General features: G+C 50.5%; 16 protein-coding genes, 3 tRNA genes and 2 riboswitches. Of the genes, 5 read left to right on the top strand and 14 right to left on the bottom strand.

The window, feature by feature from the left end:
- The first annotated feature begins 6 nt into the window (after nt 1-6).
- Both earP and LZ463_RS16970 read left to right on the top strand, forming a co-directional pair.
- Nucleotides 7-1200 carry an elongation factor P maturation arginine rhamnosyltransferase EarP gene (gene earP, locus LZ463_RS16965; protein ID WP_241456990.1) on the top strand — a complete coding sequence of 398 codons (1194 nt, stop codon included), beginning with the start codon at nt 7-9 and terminating at the stop codon, nt 1198-1200.
- A 115-nt stretch (nt 1201-1315) separates the two neighbouring features.
- A complete protein-coding gene (locus LZ463_RS16970) occupies nt 1316-1891 on the top strand; it encodes an elongation factor P (protein ID WP_241456991.1) in 576 nt (191 codons plus the stop codon).
- A gap of 77 nt (nt 1892-1968) precedes the next feature.
- Here the strand turns inward: LZ463_RS16970 and eat are convergent, their stop codons facing one another.
- The 5 genes from eat to LZ463_RS16995 form a co-directional block, all read right to left on the bottom strand.
- Complete coding sequence (eat, locus tag LZ463_RS16975) at nt 1969-3387, bottom strand: ethanolamine permease (protein ID WP_241456992.1); 1419 nt, start codon at nt 3385-3387, stop codon at nt 1969-1971.
- 555 nt (nt 3388-3942) lie between these two features.
- Nucleotides 3943-4512, bottom strand: a complete 570-nt coding sequence (locus LZ463_RS16980; protein ID WP_241456993.1) for a flavin reductase family protein — start codon at nt 4510-4512, stop codon at nt 3943-3945.
- Nucleotides 4513-4706: 194 nt separating this feature from the next.
- Complete coding sequence (locus LZ463_RS16985; protein ID WP_241456994.1) at nt 4707-5513, bottom strand: MetQ/NlpA family ABC transporter substrate-binding protein; 807 nt, start codon at nt 5511-5513, stop codon at nt 4707-4709.
- Nucleotides 5514-5552: 39 nt separating this feature from the next.
- The gene (locus tag LZ463_RS16990; protein WP_241456995.1) at nt 5553-6212 is read right to left on the bottom strand and encodes a methionine ABC transporter permease; all 660 of its coding nucleotides are present in this window, start codon (nt 6210-6212) and stop codon (nt 5553-5555) included.
- Nucleotides 6212-7234: a methionine ABC transporter ATP-binding protein gene (locus LZ463_RS16995; RefSeq protein WP_241456996.1), complete on the bottom strand. Its 1023-nt coding sequence runs from the start codon at nt 7232-7234 to the stop codon at nt 6212-6214. The genes LZ463_RS16990 and LZ463_RS16995 overlap by 1 nt, the downstream gene beginning before the upstream one ends.
- Before the next feature lie 262 nt (nt 7235-7496).
- Here LZ463_RS16995 and LZ463_RS17000 point away from each other — a divergent pair, with 262 nt between their 5' ends.
- The gene (locus LZ463_RS17000) at nt 7497-7811 is read left to right on the top strand and encodes a hypothetical protein (protein ID WP_241456997.1); all 315 of its coding nucleotides are present in this window, start codon (nt 7497-7499) and stop codon (nt 7809-7811) included.
- A gap of 70 nt (nt 7812-7881) precedes the next feature.
- Here LZ463_RS17000 and LZ463_RS17005 read toward each other — a convergent pair whose 3' ends face one another.
- From LZ463_RS17005 to LZ463_RS17025, 5 genes are all read right to left on the bottom strand, one after another.
- The gene (locus tag LZ463_RS17005) at nt 7882-9126 is read right to left on the bottom strand and encodes a DUF1501 domain-containing protein (protein WP_241456998.1); all 1245 of its coding nucleotides are present in this window, start codon (nt 9124-9126) and stop codon (nt 7882-7884) included.
- Nucleotides 9127-9167: 41 nt separating this feature from the next.
- Nucleotides 9168-10748, bottom strand: coding sequence for a DUF1800 domain-containing protein (locus LZ463_RS17010; RefSeq protein ID WP_241456999.1), 1581 nt, complete (start codon nt 10746-10748; stop codon nt 9168-9170).
- A 273-nt stretch (nt 10749-11021) separates the two neighbouring features.
- The gene (locus tag LZ463_RS17015) at nt 11022-12584 is read right to left on the bottom strand and encodes a thioredoxin family protein (protein WP_241457000.1); all 1563 of its coding nucleotides are present in this window, start codon (nt 12582-12584) and stop codon (nt 11022-11024) included.
- 276 nt (nt 12585-12860) lie between these two features.
- The gene (locus LZ463_RS17020; RefSeq protein WP_241457001.1) at nt 12861-13448 is read right to left on the bottom strand and encodes a C39 family peptidase; all 588 of its coding nucleotides are present in this window, start codon (nt 13446-13448) and stop codon (nt 12861-12863) included.
- Nucleotides 13449-13509: 61 nt separating this feature from the next.
- Nucleotides 13510-14286: a hypothetical protein gene (locus LZ463_RS17025; protein ID WP_241457002.1), complete on the bottom strand. Its 777-nt coding sequence runs from the start codon at nt 14284-14286 to the stop codon at nt 13510-13512.
- Nucleotides 14287-14480: 194 nt separating this feature from the next.
- Between LZ463_RS17025 and LZ463_RS17030 the strand changes: the two genes are divergently transcribed.
- Nucleotides 14481-14627, top strand: coding sequence for a hypothetical protein (locus LZ463_RS17030; RefSeq protein WP_241457003.1), 147 nt, complete (start codon nt 14481-14483; stop codon nt 14625-14627).
- Nucleotides 14628-14689: 62 nt separating this feature from the next.
- A riboswitch (glycine riboswitch) is annotated at nt 14690-14800 on the bottom strand.
- A riboswitch (glycine riboswitch) is annotated at nt 14801-14895 on the bottom strand.
- Nucleotides 14896-15237: 342 nt separating this feature from the next.
- Here LZ463_RS17030 and LZ463_RS17035 read toward each other — a convergent pair.
- The 4 genes from LZ463_RS17035 to gltX form a co-directional block, all read right to left on the bottom strand.
- A tRNA-Glu gene (locus LZ463_RS17035) sits at nt 15238-15313 on the bottom strand.
- A 67-nt stretch (nt 15314-15380) separates the two neighbouring features.
- Nucleotides 15381-15456: transfer RNA gene (locus LZ463_RS17040), tRNA-Glu, on the bottom strand.
- Between the two features lie 34 nt (nt 15457-15490).
- Nucleotides 15491-15566, bottom strand: a tRNA-Ala gene (locus tag LZ463_RS17045).
- Between the two features lie 64 nt (nt 15567-15630).
- Entirely contained in the window at nt 15631-17025 is a 1395-nt protein-coding gene (gene gltX / locus LZ463_RS17050; RefSeq protein WP_241457004.1) for a glutamate--tRNA ligase, read from the bottom strand.
- A 220-nt stretch (nt 17026-17245) separates the two neighbouring features.
- Here gltX and LZ463_RS17055 point away from each other — a divergent pair, with 220 nt between their 5' ends.
- Complete coding sequence (locus LZ463_RS17055; RefSeq protein WP_241457005.1) at nt 17246-18127, top strand: pseudouridine synthase; 882 nt, start codon at nt 17246-17248, stop codon at nt 18125-18127.
- The last annotated feature ends 83 nt before the right edge of the window (nt 18128-18210 follow it).

An 18210-nucleotide genomic window follows, 5' to 3' on the forward strand; every position in this document is an offset into this window, starting at 1 on the left:
AGAAAAATGGATTTACAAGTACATCAGACTGGCAGGCCGCCAGCTACATTGGCCCTGTTCTGCAAAGTCGTCGATAACTTTGGTGACATAGGCATCTGCTGGCGCCTGGCCAGACAGCTGCAACAGGAACACAGCATCGCCGTGACACTATGGGTGGATGACCTACCCAGCTTTCAACGTATTTGTCCTGAAGTGCAGCTTGCGCTTGAAGTGCAGGATATTGCATCAGTGACTGTGCGCCATTGGCGAGACCAGGACGGCCTATTTTCCCCGGATGACATCGCCGATATCGTCATCGAATTTTTTGCCTGCAATATCCCGCCTGGCTATATTGAGGCCATGGCAAAATGCAATCCACGCCCGGTGTGGTTGAACCTGGAAGGGCTGACAGCCGAACAATGGGTAGAAGGCTGTCATACCCTGCCCTCGCCACACCCATCCTATTCGCTGGCCAAGCACTTTTTCTTTCCTGGTTTTAACGACAAGACCGGTGGCTTGTTGCGCGAATCAGTTCTTGATCAGCAGCGCCTGGCTTTTCAAGCTGATCCTGCAGCAATGTCCGCCTTTCTGTCGCAGTTCGGCCTGAGCCAGGCAGATATGGATGCAACCAAAGTGTCGTTGTTCTGCTATCCCCATGCGCCGGTCAAGGATTTGTTTGATGCCTGGCAACAAGCGGCCGCGCCCGTGGTTTGCCTGGTGCCCGAAGGTGTTGCAAAAGATGCTGTAGAAAAATTTCTAGGCACTCCCGCCAAAGCCGGGGCCAGTGTCCGCGACGGTGCGCTGACTGTCAGAGTACTACCCTTTGTACCGCAACAGGATTACGACAAATTGCTATGGGCATGCGATCTCAACTTTGTCCGTGGTGAAGACTCTTTTGTACGCGCCCAATGGGCAAACAAACCCTTTGTCTGGCATATTTACCCGCAAGACGAAAACCTCCATCACGTCAAGCTCAGGGCTTTTCTCAACACCTACACGGCGGCAACAGATAATCTGATCGCGCTGTCACATGTCTGGAATGGCATGTCAGAAACCCAAGACTGGTCGACTCTATGGCAAGACTTTCAGACGGATTTGCCTGAAATTGCCAATCTTTCCATCACATGGCAAGAAAAAATGACATCTATTGGCGATATGACATCAAATATGCTGAAGTTTGTCAGCGCAATCAGGCTGGCAAGCACAAAAGATACGGTATAATAACGGGTTAATTTTTGACGTATTTAAAAAATTCAATCAAACGTGGGCTTGCGGTGCTTTTTGGACAGTGGGCGACAGATGATTTTTATGCAACCTACTTTTTAATATATTCGCTATGAAATTTGCAAAAGAAATTCGTGTTGGCAACATCATTATGGTTGATGCAAAGCCAATGATCGTATTGCGCTCTGATGTTAATGGTTCCAGCCGCACAGGTTTCACTTACAAGTGGAAAATGAAAAACCTGTTGACCAACAGCCCGCAAGAAAACGTATTCCGCGGCGACGACAAGTTTGACGTTGTTGTTCTGGACAAAAAACCAGTCACTTACTCTTACTTTGCTGACCCGCTGTTTGTGTTCATGGATACTGAATACAACCAGTACGAAATCGAAGCCGAAAACATGGGCGATTCCATCAATTACCTGAAAGACGGTATGGAATGCGAAGCTGTTTTCTATGATGGCAAAGCTATTTCTGTTGAACTGCCAACGACTATCGTTCGTCAGGTCATCTACTCTGAGCCAGCAGTCAAAGGCAATACTTCAGGCAACGTCCTGAAAGAAGCCAAGATCGAAAACGCAATCGAAGCCAACTGCCATATCGTTCAGGTTCCACTGTTCGTCAGCCAGGACGACATGATCGAAATCGACACACGCACTAACGAGTACAAAAAAGTCGTTCGTAACTAATCCGGCTTTGCGATCACAAAAAAACGCTGCTCATCGGGCAGCGTTTTTTTTCGTATCACCTGACGCATTCAAAAGCATCACCTTGTCGACGCTTGTGCCGGCAGCGGATTGTCTTCAGTTTCATCTCCGGGTAACTCTGCCCGCCTTGCACCTGTCATGGCATAGTAAACATAAGCAATTGTCAAAAACAGGCAAAAAATCCCGAATATCAGCAGATTGTAATACACCATAGTCAGCAAACAGATACCGGCACTGAGCAAGGCAAAGGCAGGAGAATAAGGATAAAAAGGCGCACGAAACGGTCTGTTTGTTTGTGGCTCACTCCGTCGCAATTTAAATAGACTCAACATGCTCAGTATGTACATCAGCAAGGCGCCAAATACACTCATGGTGAGTATATTCGCAGTCAAGCTCTGACCGCCAATCTTGATCAGTTCATCACTATAAATCGCAGCAATACCGATGGCGCCACCCGCGAGAATAGCACGATACGGCGTATTGAAACGCGGATGTATCCTGGCAAAATAATGTGGCAGATAATTTTCACGCGCCAGTGCAAATATTTGCCGTGAGTAGCCAAGAATGATGCCGTGAAATGAAGCAATCAAACCGAATAACCCCAACCACACCAGCATATGCAGCCAATTGCTGTTATTGCCCACGACCAGTTTCATCGCTTGCGGCAATGGATCATTGATATTTGCCAGCCTGGTCCAGTCCCCGACTCCACCGGCAAACACCATCACGCCGATTGCAAGCAATACCAGGGTAACGATGCCGCCTATGTAGGCCATGGGAATGGAGCGTTGCGGATTTTTTGCCTCTTCAGCCGCCATCGCCACCCCCTCTATCGCTAGAAAGAACCAGATCGCAAAAGGGATAGCAGCAAACATGCCCGGCAAGGAAGCTGTGCTGAAATGATCCTGACCCGACCAGCCACCTTTTGTAAAATTCGATAAGCTAAAGCCTGGCGACACCACACCCATGAACACCAGCAATTCAAAAATCGCCAACAGCGTGACCATGAGTTCGAAGTTGGCCGCAATTTGTATACCGACAATATTGAGCGCCATGAATACCAGATAGGCAGCAACAGCCGCAAGCTTGGGGTCAATGGCAGGAAACTGCACATTCAGGTAAGCGCCGATCGCCAGGGCGATAGCAGGCGGCGCAAAGACAAATTCCACCAAAGTCGCAGCACCAGCAAAAAAACCACCCAGCGGACCGAATGCTCTTTTACTGTAAGCAAATGGACCACCAGCATGAGGAATAGCGGTGGTCAGTTCCGTAAAACTGAAAATAAAACTGGTGTACATCGCTGCAATAAAGAGTGCCGTCACCGTAAAACCCAGCGTACCTGCAGATGCCCAGCCATAACTCCAGCCAAAATACTCACCCGAGATAACCAGACCTACCGCAATCCCCCATAACTGCAAGCTGCCCAGTGTGGATTTCAAGCCAACTGACGTTGTTGAACTAAGCCGGTTTGCTGTCATGGATGACCCCTGTGGGATAGCAATCAGTGCAGTATCTACCATTCAAACCATTATCACAAGTGTAATTTCTCTTTAAAAAAACCAACATGCGGATATGCACAACACAAGTGCATATGCGAGAAATAAGTGCAATCGCTTGGGCGATTTAAGGCTATTTAGGCCACCTGTGAGCATTATTTACCGGGCAAATTCATATTATTTATCGCAAAGAAATATCAAGATTGCCGCCAAAGCAATTAATAACTAAGCACTACCGGAATATCCAAGATGACTGGTAACGTTACGTTCATCCGGCCATATCCATGAAAGGACTTATTTCCCTCTGGCGATTTAGCAGAACACGGAGCCACTCATGTTCCACCAACAAATTGGTGCCGATCCTTGAGGCGACCGGCTCACCTGCTGAGGCCAAGCGATTCATAGGATAATTCGCAAATCACTCACGCAGGCAAAGTATAAACTTGCAAGTTAGGCATGTATGTGTGCTAGCGAACAAACCTGATGTCGATTTTTTTCTGTGAATTCATTCAACCAGAAATTTGTAAATGACTTGACTTATACATGAATGGACTCGCCAATAGCGTAAAACTGTCCGCCGGCTATGTAATGCAAACTCCGCCAGCAGGGATCGGCATTGTCAAAATCCCAGTGACCATTTTTATATACACGTGTGTCTGCCCAGGCGGCTGTCACCTCACCGATGAACAAATCGTATGTTGCCTGGTTATGGGGTTCTGGTATCAGTTTACATGCCAGCCAGGCAGAACAACCGGCGACCAGTGGCAAGTCAGAGTTCTCCATCGTAAATAGCTGCACGCCACTTTTTTCCAGTTTGTCCGGTTCTTCAGAAAGGCTGTGCGTGCCAACGGTATGCGTCAACAGTGCCTGGGCTACAGTGGGTATCTGGATAACAAAGCTGCCGCTCTTCTCAACCAGTGCACGTGTCCTGGTATTCTTGTCGATGACGACGGTCAGTTTGGGTGGTGAAAAATCCAGTGCACATGCCCAGGCTGCTGCCATGACATTGACGACGCCCTCATGTCGCGCAGACACGAGTACAGTGGGGCCATGATTGATGAGCCGATAAGCTTTTTTCAGGTCAACCGGGGCAATATGGATATCCATGTCAATTCCTTGAAAAGCACGACAAGCGTGTTAATAATCTGTCCTGGCAAAACAACTCTGACATTCTAACAAGATCAACTCTGTTCTGTTACATGGCTGAGTCAATGACCTGCAAACAAAAAAACGCCCTCCGAAGAGCAGCGCTTTTTTTGCGATATGGATAACACGTCACTTAAAGACGCGCCGCAATGGACTCAGAATGCCGGCACAACAGCGCCCTTGTATTTTTCTTCAATGAATTTCTTGACTTCAGGTGAATTCAAGGCAGCCACCAGTTTCTTGAATGCCGGATTGTTCTTGTTGTCTTCACGGGCAACCAGCAGATTTGCATAGGGTGAATTGGCATCTTCTATGAATAGAGAATCCTTCACCGGATTGAGTTTTGCTTCAATCGCATAATTGGTATTGATCAGGGCCAGGTCAACCTGATTCAGGACACGCGGCAAGGTAGCAGCTTCAAGTTCCTTGAATTTCAATTTTTTAGGATTTTCAACAATATCTTTTTGGGTAGCAGAAATATTTTTCGGATCTTTCAATTTCAGCAGACCCTGCTTCGACAGCAACAGCAAGGCACGGCCGGAATTGGAAGGGTCGTTAGGGATGGCGACAGTTGCGCCTTCGGGCAAGTCAGCAAGTTTTTTATACTTGGAGGAGTAGGCTGCAAATGGTTCTACATGCACTTTGGCAATCGGCACTTCGATATCATTCTTGTGGTTTTTCTTGAATTCGTTCAGGTAAGGCTGATGCAAAAAGAAATTGCCATCAAGGTGTTTTTCATTGACCTGTACCGCTGGTTGTATATAGTCAGTAAAGACTTTCACTTTCAGGTCTACACCTTCTTTTGCCAGTTGTGGCTTGATGAATTCCAGTATCTCCGCATGCGGTACCGGACTGGCGGCGATATTCAGTGTTTCTACCGCCGATGCTGAAGCCGCAAACGCCAATGCGCCCACTGTGCTGGCAAGGAAGAAATGGAATCGATGTTTGAAATTAAAAGTCATATGAATTACTCCTGAAAAATAAATAAACTTATTTGTGCTTTACTTGCGTGTGAACTTCAGAACCAGTTTGTCCCCTGTGTATTGCAGTACCTGTACCAGTACTATCAGAATGAATACGGTCACTACCATCACATCCGTCTGAAAGCGTTGATAGCCATAACGCAAAGCCAGGTCGCCAAGGCCACCACCGCCAATCACGCCAGACATGGCTGCATAGGACACCAGGGCGATGGTCGTTACCGTCACGGCTGCCAGCAGACCTGGCAAGGCTTCCGGCAACAAGGCATGGACGATAATTTGCCAGGTCCTTGCGCCCATGGCCTGGCAGGCTTCGATAATGCCTTTATCCACTTCGCGCAAGACGTTCTCAACCAGACGTGCAAAGAATGGGGTGGTCCCTATCACCAGCGGTGGTATGGTGCCAGGCACCCCCAGCGATGTACCGACCAGGAACAGCGTGAAAGGTATCAGCACGATCAGCAAAATGATGAAAGGCACAGACCGTAAAATATTCACGACAACTGACAGCGTTGCATACACAAAACCCTGTTCCAGCAATTGCTTGCGTCCGGTCAGAAACAGCAGCACACCCAGGGGCAAACCCAGAACCACCGTAAACAGCAAGGAAAAACCCGTCATGGTCAGGGTATCGAGCGTAGCCTGGGCGATATCGGCCCAGTCTATGTTTGAAAAATCCATCACGCCACTCCTTCCACAGCATCCACCCTGACTTCTGCACTACGCAATAAATTGATGACAGTTTCCCTATCTGTGACAGTGCCACGCACGCCAACCAGCAGTTGCCCATAAGGCGTATCCTTGATGCTTGCTATCACCCCTTGCAGAATGCTGATGTCTGCTCTGGTCTGCATGGCGATGCGGCTCAGTATCGGTTCATGGGTAGCCCTGCCTATGTAGGTAATGCGCAGCAGTTGCTGGTTGTCATCACGGCAGACCTGTCTCAGCAAATCCACATCAAGTGCCTGGTTTTCTGCCACCAGACTTTTTGTCACCGCATGCTGAGGATGCAGGAAGACATCAACAACATCACCCGTTTCCACAATCTCACCTGCCTCGATGACTGCAACACGATCGCAGATCATGCGTATTACTTGCATCTCATGCGTGATCAGGACGATGGTCAGGCCCAGTTTGCGATTAATATCAAGCAACAGGCGCAAAATGGCCTGAGTGGTTTCCGGGTCCAGCGCCGAGGTCGCTTCATCACAAAGCAAGAGCTGAGGATAGTTGGCGAGTGCCCGCGCTATTCCCACTCTCTGTTTTTGCCCACCTGATAATTGCGCGGGATATTTGCTGCCATGTTCATGCAGGCCGACCAGTTCCAGCAGCTCTGCTACTCTTGCACTGATTTGCTGCCGGGAATATTTACCCGTCAATTTAAGAGGGAATGAAATATTTTCCGCGACTGTCTTTGCCTGCAACAAATTGAAGTGCTGGAACACCATTCCCACACGTTGACGCAAGGTATGCAACTGCTGTGTATCAAAACTGGTGATGTCTTCATCATCAATCAACACCCTGCCCGAACTGGGCCGCTCCAGTAAATTGAGGGCGCGCAGCAAAGTGCTTTTACCCGCCCCAGAACGACCTATGATGCCAAAAACCTGACCTGTTTCTATGTTGAGATTGATATTGTGCAAAGCCCTTATATCGCGGCCCTGGTGGCTATAATTTTTTGCTAACTGCTCTATACGTATCACTGACTGTCTGACCTGCTGTTGTTGCTGTTGAACAGAACTTTATCGAAGGCAACAAGTTTTTTCCAATCATATATATGCATTTGTATATACAACTATTCGTATAAGTAAAGTTGAAAAATGAATACGCACCCTATTAATTGGTTGATGTTGATTGAAGTTGATACATGGCAACAAACCCTGATTTGTGTTTAAATCGCTTGTAATTTGCGTCCGGGCTCACTATGTTGAAATGATCCTGGTTCCGGTTTTAGGAGTTAATATTATGGTCACTTCCGTTACATCTTCGAGCGCAGCACAAGTTGCACAACAACAGCAACTCATACAGCAGGCAGCAGCCGAGCGCCAGAAACAAAGTACAGAAGCGATAGGTGCAGCAGCAGATCGCGATTCCAGCGCAGCAGACACCATCGCTGAAGCAAGAAAAATCACGGCCAATCCACCAGTTCAGGCGACTCAAGCCAACAAAGAAGCCAGCAAACCGCCAGAGCCGACGGAACAGACACCCCCCTCCCCACCGCCACCCGTAGTCAATACACGCGGCGAAGTGACAGGGACACGCATCAATACCACGGCCTGAGTCACCGCTTACAAAGCAAAAAGCCACCTGTAACAGGTGGCTTTTTTTGGTTCTGCCTATCGTGAAGGTCTCAAGCCTTGCCCTGGTAAAGATTAAAGTTCGCCCTGGCAAAACCATGATCTGGAAAGACTTTGACCAGTTGATTATCCGACAGTCCCATATGTCGCTCGCACACCTGGGCCAGTACAGAACGAAAATCGGTTGTCACCGCCAGATCACGTCCTTCGTACAATTGATCACTGGCAAGGCCACGCCAGTCACCATAAACCTTGCCGCCGGCGACCTTGCCACCAAGTATCCACATGACATTGCCGTGACCATGGTCCGTACCACCATTGCCATTCTGTTTCGCGGTACGGCCAAATTCTGACATGACGACGATGGTGGTATCGTCAAACAAAGGGCCCAGACGTCTGGCCAGGTTGGCCAGCCCCAGGCCCAGCGGCGACAGGCGATTTGCCAGCTGCCCCTTGCCCGCCCCCTGGTTGGCATGCGTATCCCAGCCCCCCAGGGCCATGAACACTATCTGGATCTTAGGGTCATTGCGCATCAGGGTGGCGATGCGGGTACTGTCGTCAGGGAAACCATTTGGCAAAGGCGCGCCGCCGTCAGCAGCTTGCTGCTCGTTTTCCATGGAGGCGCCCATCATTTCCTGATGCGCTTCTTTAGCGTCACCAAAGGCTTTGGCGTATTTGTCATTGTCCTTGTATAAAGCCTCGAAGGCACTGCCGACCTTGGGCCTGTCCAGCACATTGGCCTTGGTGCCGGCAGCGCCGCTGGCAATGTTTGTCGCGGCCACAGAGCCCGACAATATACGTGGCATCACTGCGCCGACACTGATCCCACGGGTAGGTGTGGTCAGGCCTGGCAAGCTGGCAAGCAAGCGGTTCATCCAGCCATCCTGGGTACTCTTGCGACCAGGGGTGGCTGACTCCAGGTAATCCTGGGCATCAAAATGCGAACGCGTCGTATCTGGCGAGCCGCTGGAATGCACAAAGGCCAGCTTCTTTTGCTGCCACAACTCATTGAGATCACCCAAGGCCGGATGCAGCCCAAAATAACCATCCAGGTTCAGCGCCCCACCTTCTTGCCCGGGCTTTGGCAAGGCAATACCAGGGCGTAACCTGGCATAGTTACTGTCCCCGTAAGGAGCCACGACATTCAAACCGTCCACAGCGCCACGCAACATGATGACAATCAGCTTGTTCTTCGTGGGCATGCCATTTCCGGCCTGGGCTGCCCAGGCATTGCCTCCTATGGGTAGCAGCATGCCGCTACCAGCTGCCAGGGAAAATAAAAAATCTCTACGGTTCATGATTGCCTCTCGCCTGAAATCGGCTGTTCTTTTGGTTGAAATCAATGCTGCATAAAATCAGGGCTGCCCAGTACCAGCGACGCACGCAAGGCTGGCTGGTTGCCGCTGATCAGGTCGCGGGTGCGTTTGCTGATACCCGGTCCCAAAGTTTGCATCAAAGCGTTTGCGTCCAGGGCATCCATGACGGCAGCCCGTTCCGGCTTGTCGTCAGCCTGTTTCAGCAATTGTTTTTTACCCATTTTGTCACCTTCATCGATCACCTTGTCAAAAGCCAGACGCCCTGTTGCAAGTGCAGTTGCAAAGTTGATGCGTCGCGTCAGGGCGTCGGGATTGAGCCAGGCATCCTGAGTATTCTTGTAGCCATCCGGTGTCTGACTGCCATACAGGGGCATGCCTAATTGAGCCATCGCACCTAATGCCGGCCTTATGTTCTTTACCTGGATATCACTGGCACGCAGTGCAGAAATCACGAACTGATAAGGTGTCTTGTATTTGGCGGCAATACTGCCAGGGTCACGAAATTCAGGGCTGCTGAACAGAGTCTGCAAGACCGAGCGTATGTCACCTCGGGTTTCCAGATAGCGTTTAGCCAGTCTGTCAACCAGGGCCGGTGGTGGATTATCCTGTACAAAATACTGTGCCAGTTTATAGCTCAGATGATGCGCAGTGGATGGATGTGTGGCCAGTACATCAAGCGCATATTCAGCCTCTGCCTGTCCGCTGGGTGCGATGGTTTTACCAAGCCAGGTCTTGCTACCTTTGTCATGCCGCTCCGCGTCAAAATGAAAATTCTGGTTATTCCTGACCATGGCGCGCGGATCAAAAGTCCAGCCTGTCAGCATGCGTGCCAGTTCGGTGACATCTCTTTGCGTGTAACCGCCATCGACACCCAGGGTATGCAATTCCATCACTTCCCTGGCATAGTTTTCGTTCAGGCCATTGGCTTTCGCCTTTGCTCCCTGCAATTTGCCACCCCGACCAGATGGCTGGAAATTTGCTGACGTGGATAACCAGTTATCCAGGTAAAACAGCATGGCCGGGTGCTTGGCCGTAGCACCAAGCAGATCGCGGAAATTACCAAATACATAGGGGCGGATGGCGTCGCGTTCGTAGCTGGCTACCAGGGCTCTGTCGAGCCCCTTGGCACTATACACATTGAAGTGGTTGAACCAAAAATCGACCATCACCTCTTCAAGCTGGCGTGGGCTTTGTAATGCACGATACAACCTGGCTTCTGCCGTTTCTTCAACAATGCGCCCTACCAGTTCACGCCGCTTCTTTTGCGAAGCGTCACTCTCGTCCCTGGTATCTTTCAGCGCTTTTTGATAATCAAACAAAACACTACCGGCAGACTGGCTGCTGACTTCGAGCGACTTGAGTTTTGCCGTCAGGCTGTCTGGCAAGGGAATGAACTGCGGGTTCAACTGTTGTTCTATGTATTTGTCCACACCGATTTTCATGACCCTGTCGATATCGCCTGGGCGCGGCCCGTAGCCAAGACGGTTCAAGACATGCAGGGCCTCTGCTTCGCCCTGGCTGTCCGCCGCCGTAGCGGGCAGCAAGAAGAAATGTGATGCGATGGTGAAACTTGCCAGTGTAAAAAGTTTTGCGATGTTTTTCATTTTTTGCCAACTCTTTTCTTCTAATGGGGTGTCCGTTTTCTGATATGGACCATGTCACCAATATAGAGTCTGGCCGGGGAATTTCACAAGTAACGACATGTAAATCAAATTCAGCAAATCTGTTGATTGTTACAGAATGACCAGCACTGCTCGTGCTTGCCCGTTTCCAGTATTGCGTAAGCAAATAATCTGATTCCAGATGTAACCAGTCTGGCTTACAGGCAAAAAAAATCCCGCGATCCTGTCGCGGGATTTTTTAATTCAAAGCTGCATTCAGGATTTGGTCAGCACACCCTGGCAAACTGCCTTCTGCGGATCGCTGGCTGGCAACTTGCCACAAATACCATCAAGTTGCGCGCGCACTTTCTGGTAGCTTGGCTGATGCTTGCCCTCCTTGTTCCATTCATTGAGCTTCTTGCCCATTTTTTCCAGGTAGGCACGGTTGCGCTCGTAAAAGGCATTATCTACCTTGGCCACTTCTTCAAACACACTCTGTACGGCTTTTTCTATGCGCGCATCCTCTTGCGGAGCCAGGTCGACCAGGTTGCTGACATAGCTGGAACCCCATTGCAAACGCGTTGCCGGGCCTTTAGATGCATTGTAGGCTTGCTCATACCAATTGGCAGCAGCACTCTTGTCGCCGCGTTTCTTGGCATTTGAGCCTAGGGTGGACATGAAATAATAAGGTGAATGTGAACGCTTCAGCTCGGCCTTGAGCAAGGTGTCGGAGTCATCAAGCAAACCTGCATCACCCAGCGCATGTGCCGCAGCATTGACAACAGACTGGCGCTCGTAAGCGTCAGTCGTGGCCTGCTCGATAACAGCCACCCGTTTTTGCACATCCTTTTGCAGCGCCGCCTCAGGTTTGCCATTGTCCAGTTTGGCCAAGGCCACCTGCGCACCGACGGCGCCCAGCCTGTCTGTCTTGGATATGGTGGCATCATCTGCCAGCTTGATCAGGGCCGCGTTCCAGGCACGCACCAGTTTGCCACGCGGCTCAGACTTGGCCACCGTCAGGAACTCCGTCACTTCTGCCGCACCGCCGGTCAGCAAATCCATATTGTCGCGGGCAACCTTGACATCAGAAATGGCCTTTAACACTTTTTCTGTCGCTTGAGCCTTGTCTATGGCTGGCACCGTCTGCCCCGGCTTGGCGGTTGCTGCTGCATAAATGCCACGCAGATGCAAACGGGTTGCATGCAAACCTGATGGACTTAGTTCAGCCAGCTTCAACAAACTGACAACCAGGTCTTTGCTGGCAACCAGTTTTTGCTCAGGGTCATCCCAGGAATAATCAGCCAGCAGGCTCCAGTCTTCATCTTTCAGACCCTTGCCGCCGCTCATTGCCACTTTCAGGGTGTCTTGCACCGACAAAGTAGTATTCAGCGCCAGGGTCAATACTTGCAGGTAACGCTCAGAATCCACTTCGCCGGGCAGGCGCGTGATTTCTGTGCCATCAGGTTTGAACAGTATCATCGTCGGATAACCCCGCACCTTGAACTGGGCAGCAAATTTTTGTGCGCCTGGCGTATCGCCATCCAGATAGACGGGGATGAAATGCCGCGACTTGTCGATAAACTCCTGGCGATTGAAAATAGTCGCCTTGACCTGATTACAGGGTGGGCACCAGACCGCGCCCCAATACAGGAACAGGGGTTTGTTGCTCGCCTTTGCCTGTGCAAAGGCGGCTTCCACATTATTATCTTTGCGCCAGTCTATGCCAGCCTGACCGGCATGTGCAGAAGCACTTGGTGCTTTATTATCAATGGCATGGGCTGGCAGGGCAAAAACTGCTGCCGCCAGTAAAGTGGTAATCAGGGAGGTAGTCTTCTTCATGGATGTAGACCCGGGATAAATATATCAGGCGAACAGTGTAGCAAAATTAAACCCGATCTTGGGAAACACCTATACCCTTGACCTAGACTAAATTCATGTTTGCTTATCTGTTTCCTGCCAATGACCAGGCATGTCATGGATTCATGACCGGATCAGGCACATGAAATTCATCCGCAAGCATTCCCCAATACCTGCGGATGAATCATTGCCATTCCCTCGCTTATACAGGTGTGCAGGTATCAGCAGCACCTGGCCAGGGAAAATATGATGGCTTATTTACGGATTGATATTCATGCGCTCAGAATGGGTCCAGCTATGGTCGCTGGCATACACTGCAGAGCTGTAAGTACGGTAGGTATTGCCCTCGCCTGGCCATGGGTTCATGATGTAGATGTAGTTCACACCGTTATAAGTTTCATAACCGGAACCAACCATGATATGACCGCCACCATTGGTCCAGCCATAGCGGATGATGAAGGGACGGTTGGCATTGATATCAGACACAACCGTATTCCAGGACAGGGCAGACGCATAAGCGCTATTGGGTACCGACCAGTGCTGCAATATGCTTTGTACGCTGCCGCCACCGCCGTATAGTGAATTGGGCTGATTGGCATAGCTGTTCCAGTTAAAGTTGGAATTCCCGCAGGCATAGTTCAGGCCGAAAGCCCAGTTGACTATCTGGCACTGGCTGGGGGTGCGCGAATAGTAATTGAGGACGGCCTTGCTGCTGGCCGACCAGCACCATTGGCTATGTTCCTGTATCGTCAAAGGCACATTCAACTGACGCGATTGTGCGAGCGCAAAAGGCAGCATCAGAAAAAAACTGATCCCTAAAACAAGGTGTTTCAAACGTGATTTCATTATTATCTCCGTGGCTGAGCAAATATAGTTGAGTTTGTCGAAGCAAATATGGTGGACGCACTTAGCGGAAATTGTCCATATTCGTCTTGACGACAGCACGCAGGGATTGCACAAGGTCTGCCCCCTCCATCAAACTGACCTGATCTGTCGCAGCATCAGGTGCATTCAGGCTGCGCTGCTTCAGGGACAGCGAAGTACGAGCCGAATACAAGGGCATGAAACGGGCATAACCATCATTCGCCGAAACGACTTCGAGCAAATCGGACTTGGCCTGATAAATACGGATGAAGCGCACATTGGAACGGCTGGCGTTGGCATGTACCCCCATTGATGCATCAACATCTTTGGCCAGCACGGCAGCACCATAAGAGATCACTTCCCAACGACCATTACTCTGTTCCAGAGTAGCCAGGCCAACCGGGCGATCACCAACACTGATCAGCACACGCCACTGCCCGTTCGGTTTTGCCATGGAACGCAAATCACTGCGTCCGGCCAGCAAATCATTCGGGTCTACCGAATACACGGGGAAGCCATAAACTGCCTTGGCATCTTTCAAGTCCTGCCAGTCGTTGATATCAAGTGGAAAACCGGCAGGTACGCCAGCACCACCGCCCGACCGCGTTTGCAGGTGATGTTGCGCGAACAGGGTAAAGTCGCGCTGTGCGGCAGCCAGCACGGGCCCAGCCTGGTTACTGGCAGCCTTTGCTTCAGTCGAAATTGATTGCGCCATGACACCGGGGTTTGCCAGGCCCAGGCTGACGGCAGTAAGCAGGCTGCATAATATGGACCGATGTACGGACCGATGACGCATGCATTGCAAGGATGTTGATTGCATAGTAAATCTCCGTTGATTGAGTGAACTTCATTCCGCCTGTCCAGACGGAATTCCTGGTGCAGCAAACAAGACATGAGGGTTCATGCCGGACATCGGAATACCTGTTTTTGCCAGACAGCAGCAAGCACACAGGTAAATACGGAAGCAATCAAAAACTGGAAAAAGGATAAAGCCAGAGATGGGCGAGCAAATGAGTGAACAATGCCATCAACACCCAAGAAGCAGAGCAATACGCAGCCGGGCACGGCAATATAAAACCGGGGAATGAGCGCCAGCACGACTTGATAGCCCCTGAAAATGCAGGCGACAAGCATGCCAGCGACACTGCGAACAGTGACTGACGGTGATTTCATGAGAGCCAGGCTCCAGAAAATGAATAGAGGCGATGCGCATCCCGCACATCTTTACCCCCTCTGTTCTGGACCTGAGAGATTCACGTGACGCGCCACAAGGCGACGTCCGCTTGCTCCTTCGGTGTGCCGGTCAAGCAGAACCGGCAACTCTTCAGAGTTCACTTGCGATACCGGTCCTTTTGCCTGAGAGTTTCCGGGGCGGTTGCTCCTTCGGCGCTGTCTGATACCGCACGACAGTCTCTCCCGATACCACACACCATATCAACACGATATGAGAGTTTCTATAAAATTTGATAATGCAGTCTAGGTCGAAGATTGGGAAAATGCCAATTATTTTTTTAAGTATTTTAATTCCAGCTTTAAATGAAGCCGTGTCCATGGCTGAGGTACAATTTTCCTAAGCGACATGTCAGTGGCTTCTGGAGTCCCCTCTGGTGCGCAGGCCATTCCAATGACTATTGAGAAAACTGATATGGAAGAAAAGAACAAAGATGGCGAAGCAGGCTGCCCACTCCATTTTTTAAACACCTATGTTTAAAAAAACAAAAAAGCCTGGATTTCTCCAGGCTTTTCTTGCATCATCGTGATAATGACGTATTGGCGTCCCCAGGGGGATTCGAACCCCCGTACTCACCGTGAAAGGGTGATGTCCTAGGCCTCTAGACGATGGGGACATATTCTGTCCGTGTTACCGACCTAAATTATTTACCTGCTGCCCACAATCAATACAATATAATTGATTGGCGTCCCCAGGGGGATTCGAACCCCCGTACTCACCGTGAAAGGGTGATGTCCTAGGCCTCTAGACGATGGGGACAACAAGTATTGTTCTGCTCTGCCACTTTTTTATTTGGTGGAGGTAAGCGGGATCGAACCGCTGACCTCTTGCATGCCATGCAAGCGCTCTCCCAGCTGAGCTATACCCCCGACGCTGCAGAACAGAAACAAGATTATAGGGGACACACACCAAAATGTAAAGCCCCTACCCTGACTAAGCTGCAATTACATTCAGGCGCTGCAAAACCACATCACGACCAAACAGCTCTATCACCGCATCAATCGACGGGGTTTGCAACTGCCCAGTCAGCAATAAGCGCAAAGGCATGGCCAGTTGTGGCATCTTCAAAGAGAAGTCAGCCAATGTCTGCTTCATTGATGCAGACAGTGCTGCCTTATTCCACTCCACCGTCTTGCAGGTTTCTGCATACTGACGCAGGGCTGGCAATACGGCATCTGTCACATGCTGGGTCATCAAGGCGGCATCAGGTGCCGGCTGGCGATAAAACAGCATGGCAGCCTGCGCCAGTTCCACCGTGGTATTGGTGCGCTCTTTCAACAAGGCGACCACGGCAGGCAAAGGCGGGGCATTGTCAAACTGCGCACCTTCACTGAGCATCTGCGGCTTGATCAGGTCAGCCAGGCGTTGATTATCTGCGGCCTTGATATAGTGGTTATTGATCCACGCCAGCTTCTCAGGATTGAACTGTGCAGCAGAACCCGATAAATGGTTTAAATCAAACCAGCTGCACATTTGCTCCATGGAGAATATCTCGTCGTCACCATGACTCCAGCCCAGGCGAGCCAGATAATTGAGCATGGCTTCCGGCAGATAGCCCTTGTCAGAATAATCCATGACGCTGACTGCATCGCGGCGCTTGGACAGCTTTTGTCCATCCGTGCCCAGTATCATCGGCACGTGACCATAATGCGGCAAGGTGGCGCCCAGGGCATTGAGGATATTGATCTGGCGCGGCGTGTTGTTGACATGATCGTCACCACGAATCACATGCGTGATCTGCATATCCCAGTCATCGACCGCCACGCAGAAGTTATAAGTCGGCGTGCCGTCAGGACGTGCGATCACCAGATCGTCCAGCTCACGATTGGCGATAGTGATCTGGCCTTTGACCACATCTGTCCAGCTTACCTCGCCATCCAGAGGGTTTTTAAAACGGATCACCGGCTTGCGGTCAGCCGGGATTGCAGGCAGCGTCTTGCCCGCTTCAGGGCGCCAGGTGCCGTCATAGCGTGGCTTTTCACCGGCTGCGCGTTGACGCTCACGCATGGCTTCGACTTCTTCAGGCGAAGAGTAGCAGTAATAAGCCGTGCCCTTGGCCAGCATGTCGGCCAGGACTTCGCTGTACCTGTCCATGCGCTTCATTTGATAGAAAGGACCTTCATCATGCTGCAAGCCCAGCCAGCTCATACCGTCAAGAATGGCTTGCACGGCTTCTGGCGTGGAACGCTCAAGATCAGTATCTTCTATGCGCAACACAAACGTGCCGCCGAAGTGACGGGCAAAAGCCCAGCTGAACAAGGCAGTGCGGGCACCGCCAACATGGAGATAGCCGGTCGGGCTGGGAGCGAAACGGGTACGTACAGTCATGAGATCTCAGGCATGCGCTACGACACCTGCCAACAAGGTGAACTAAGCGCGAAAATGGTTAAAAACAGCATTTTAACCGTTTTAACCAGGCAGGCGGACAGCTTCAAGCAATTGATCTCGCTCCCGGTTTCAGGCATGTTAGTATTAGGGTCAAAAATCACATCAGGATCACCATCTCCCTGGCAATAGATTGACAGCCTCACAGATGCAAGCACCACTCATGCCCCCACTCCCTGTCCGCAATGGCATTGCGCCCAGCTATATCTGGTTGCCTGAAGGGCATTGGGACTGTCTCTTCAGTTTTTTACAAGAACAATTTCCCGATGTGGCAGCCAGCACCTGGGAAGCGCGCATCGAAAAACAGGAAGTCCTCGACCAGACTGGCAATTGCCTGCATGCAGACAGCCCCGTCAAACGCGGCATGTGCATTTATTACTATCGCGAACTGGAGAATGAAACACCAATCCCCTTTCACGAAGAAATCCTGTTCCGGGACCAGCATTTGCTAGTGGTGGACAAGCCTCATTTCTTGCCTGTGACGCCATCAGGTCGATTTTTACAGGAAACCTTGCTGGTTCGCCTGAAAAAAAGTACCGGGCTGATGGATTTAAGCCCCATACACAGGCTGGACAGGGAAACTGCCGGCGTCATGCTGTTTTCCCATAATCCTGCTACACGCGGGCAATATCAATCCATGTTCCAGCGCAAATGCATGTCCAAGACCTATCATGCGCTTGCTGCGCATTTGCCAGATCTGCGATTTCCCTTGCGGCATTGCAGCCGTATGGAAGAAGCCGACAAGTTTTTTATCATGCGTGAAACGGAAGGCCCACCCAACTCTGAAACTGTGGTGAGCATACTGGAACGCAGGGGTGATCATAGTCTTTATCAACTGCAGCCTGTCACTGGTAGAAAACACCAATTGCGCCTGCACATGTGCAGCCTGGGTGCCCCAATCATCAACGATGTTTTTTATCCTATTGCCTTGCCATGCAAGGCGGACGACTTTTCTGCGCCCCTGCAATTATTGGCTAAATCAATCAGCTTTGATGATCCGATAACAGGCAGGCCACGTCATTTTGAGAGCAAAAAATCATTGTAAAATCATAGTGATTAGCACCTCCCAGAGGCAAAACCCGCAGACGGGTTGACAGTCTCCTCGTAAAAAGGTAAGATTCTGGTCTT

The organism is Undibacterium paludis (assembly GCF_022568815.1).
Taxonomy (GTDB): domain Bacteria; phylum Pseudomonadota; class Gammaproteobacteria; order Burkholderiales; family Burkholderiaceae_D; genus Undibacterium.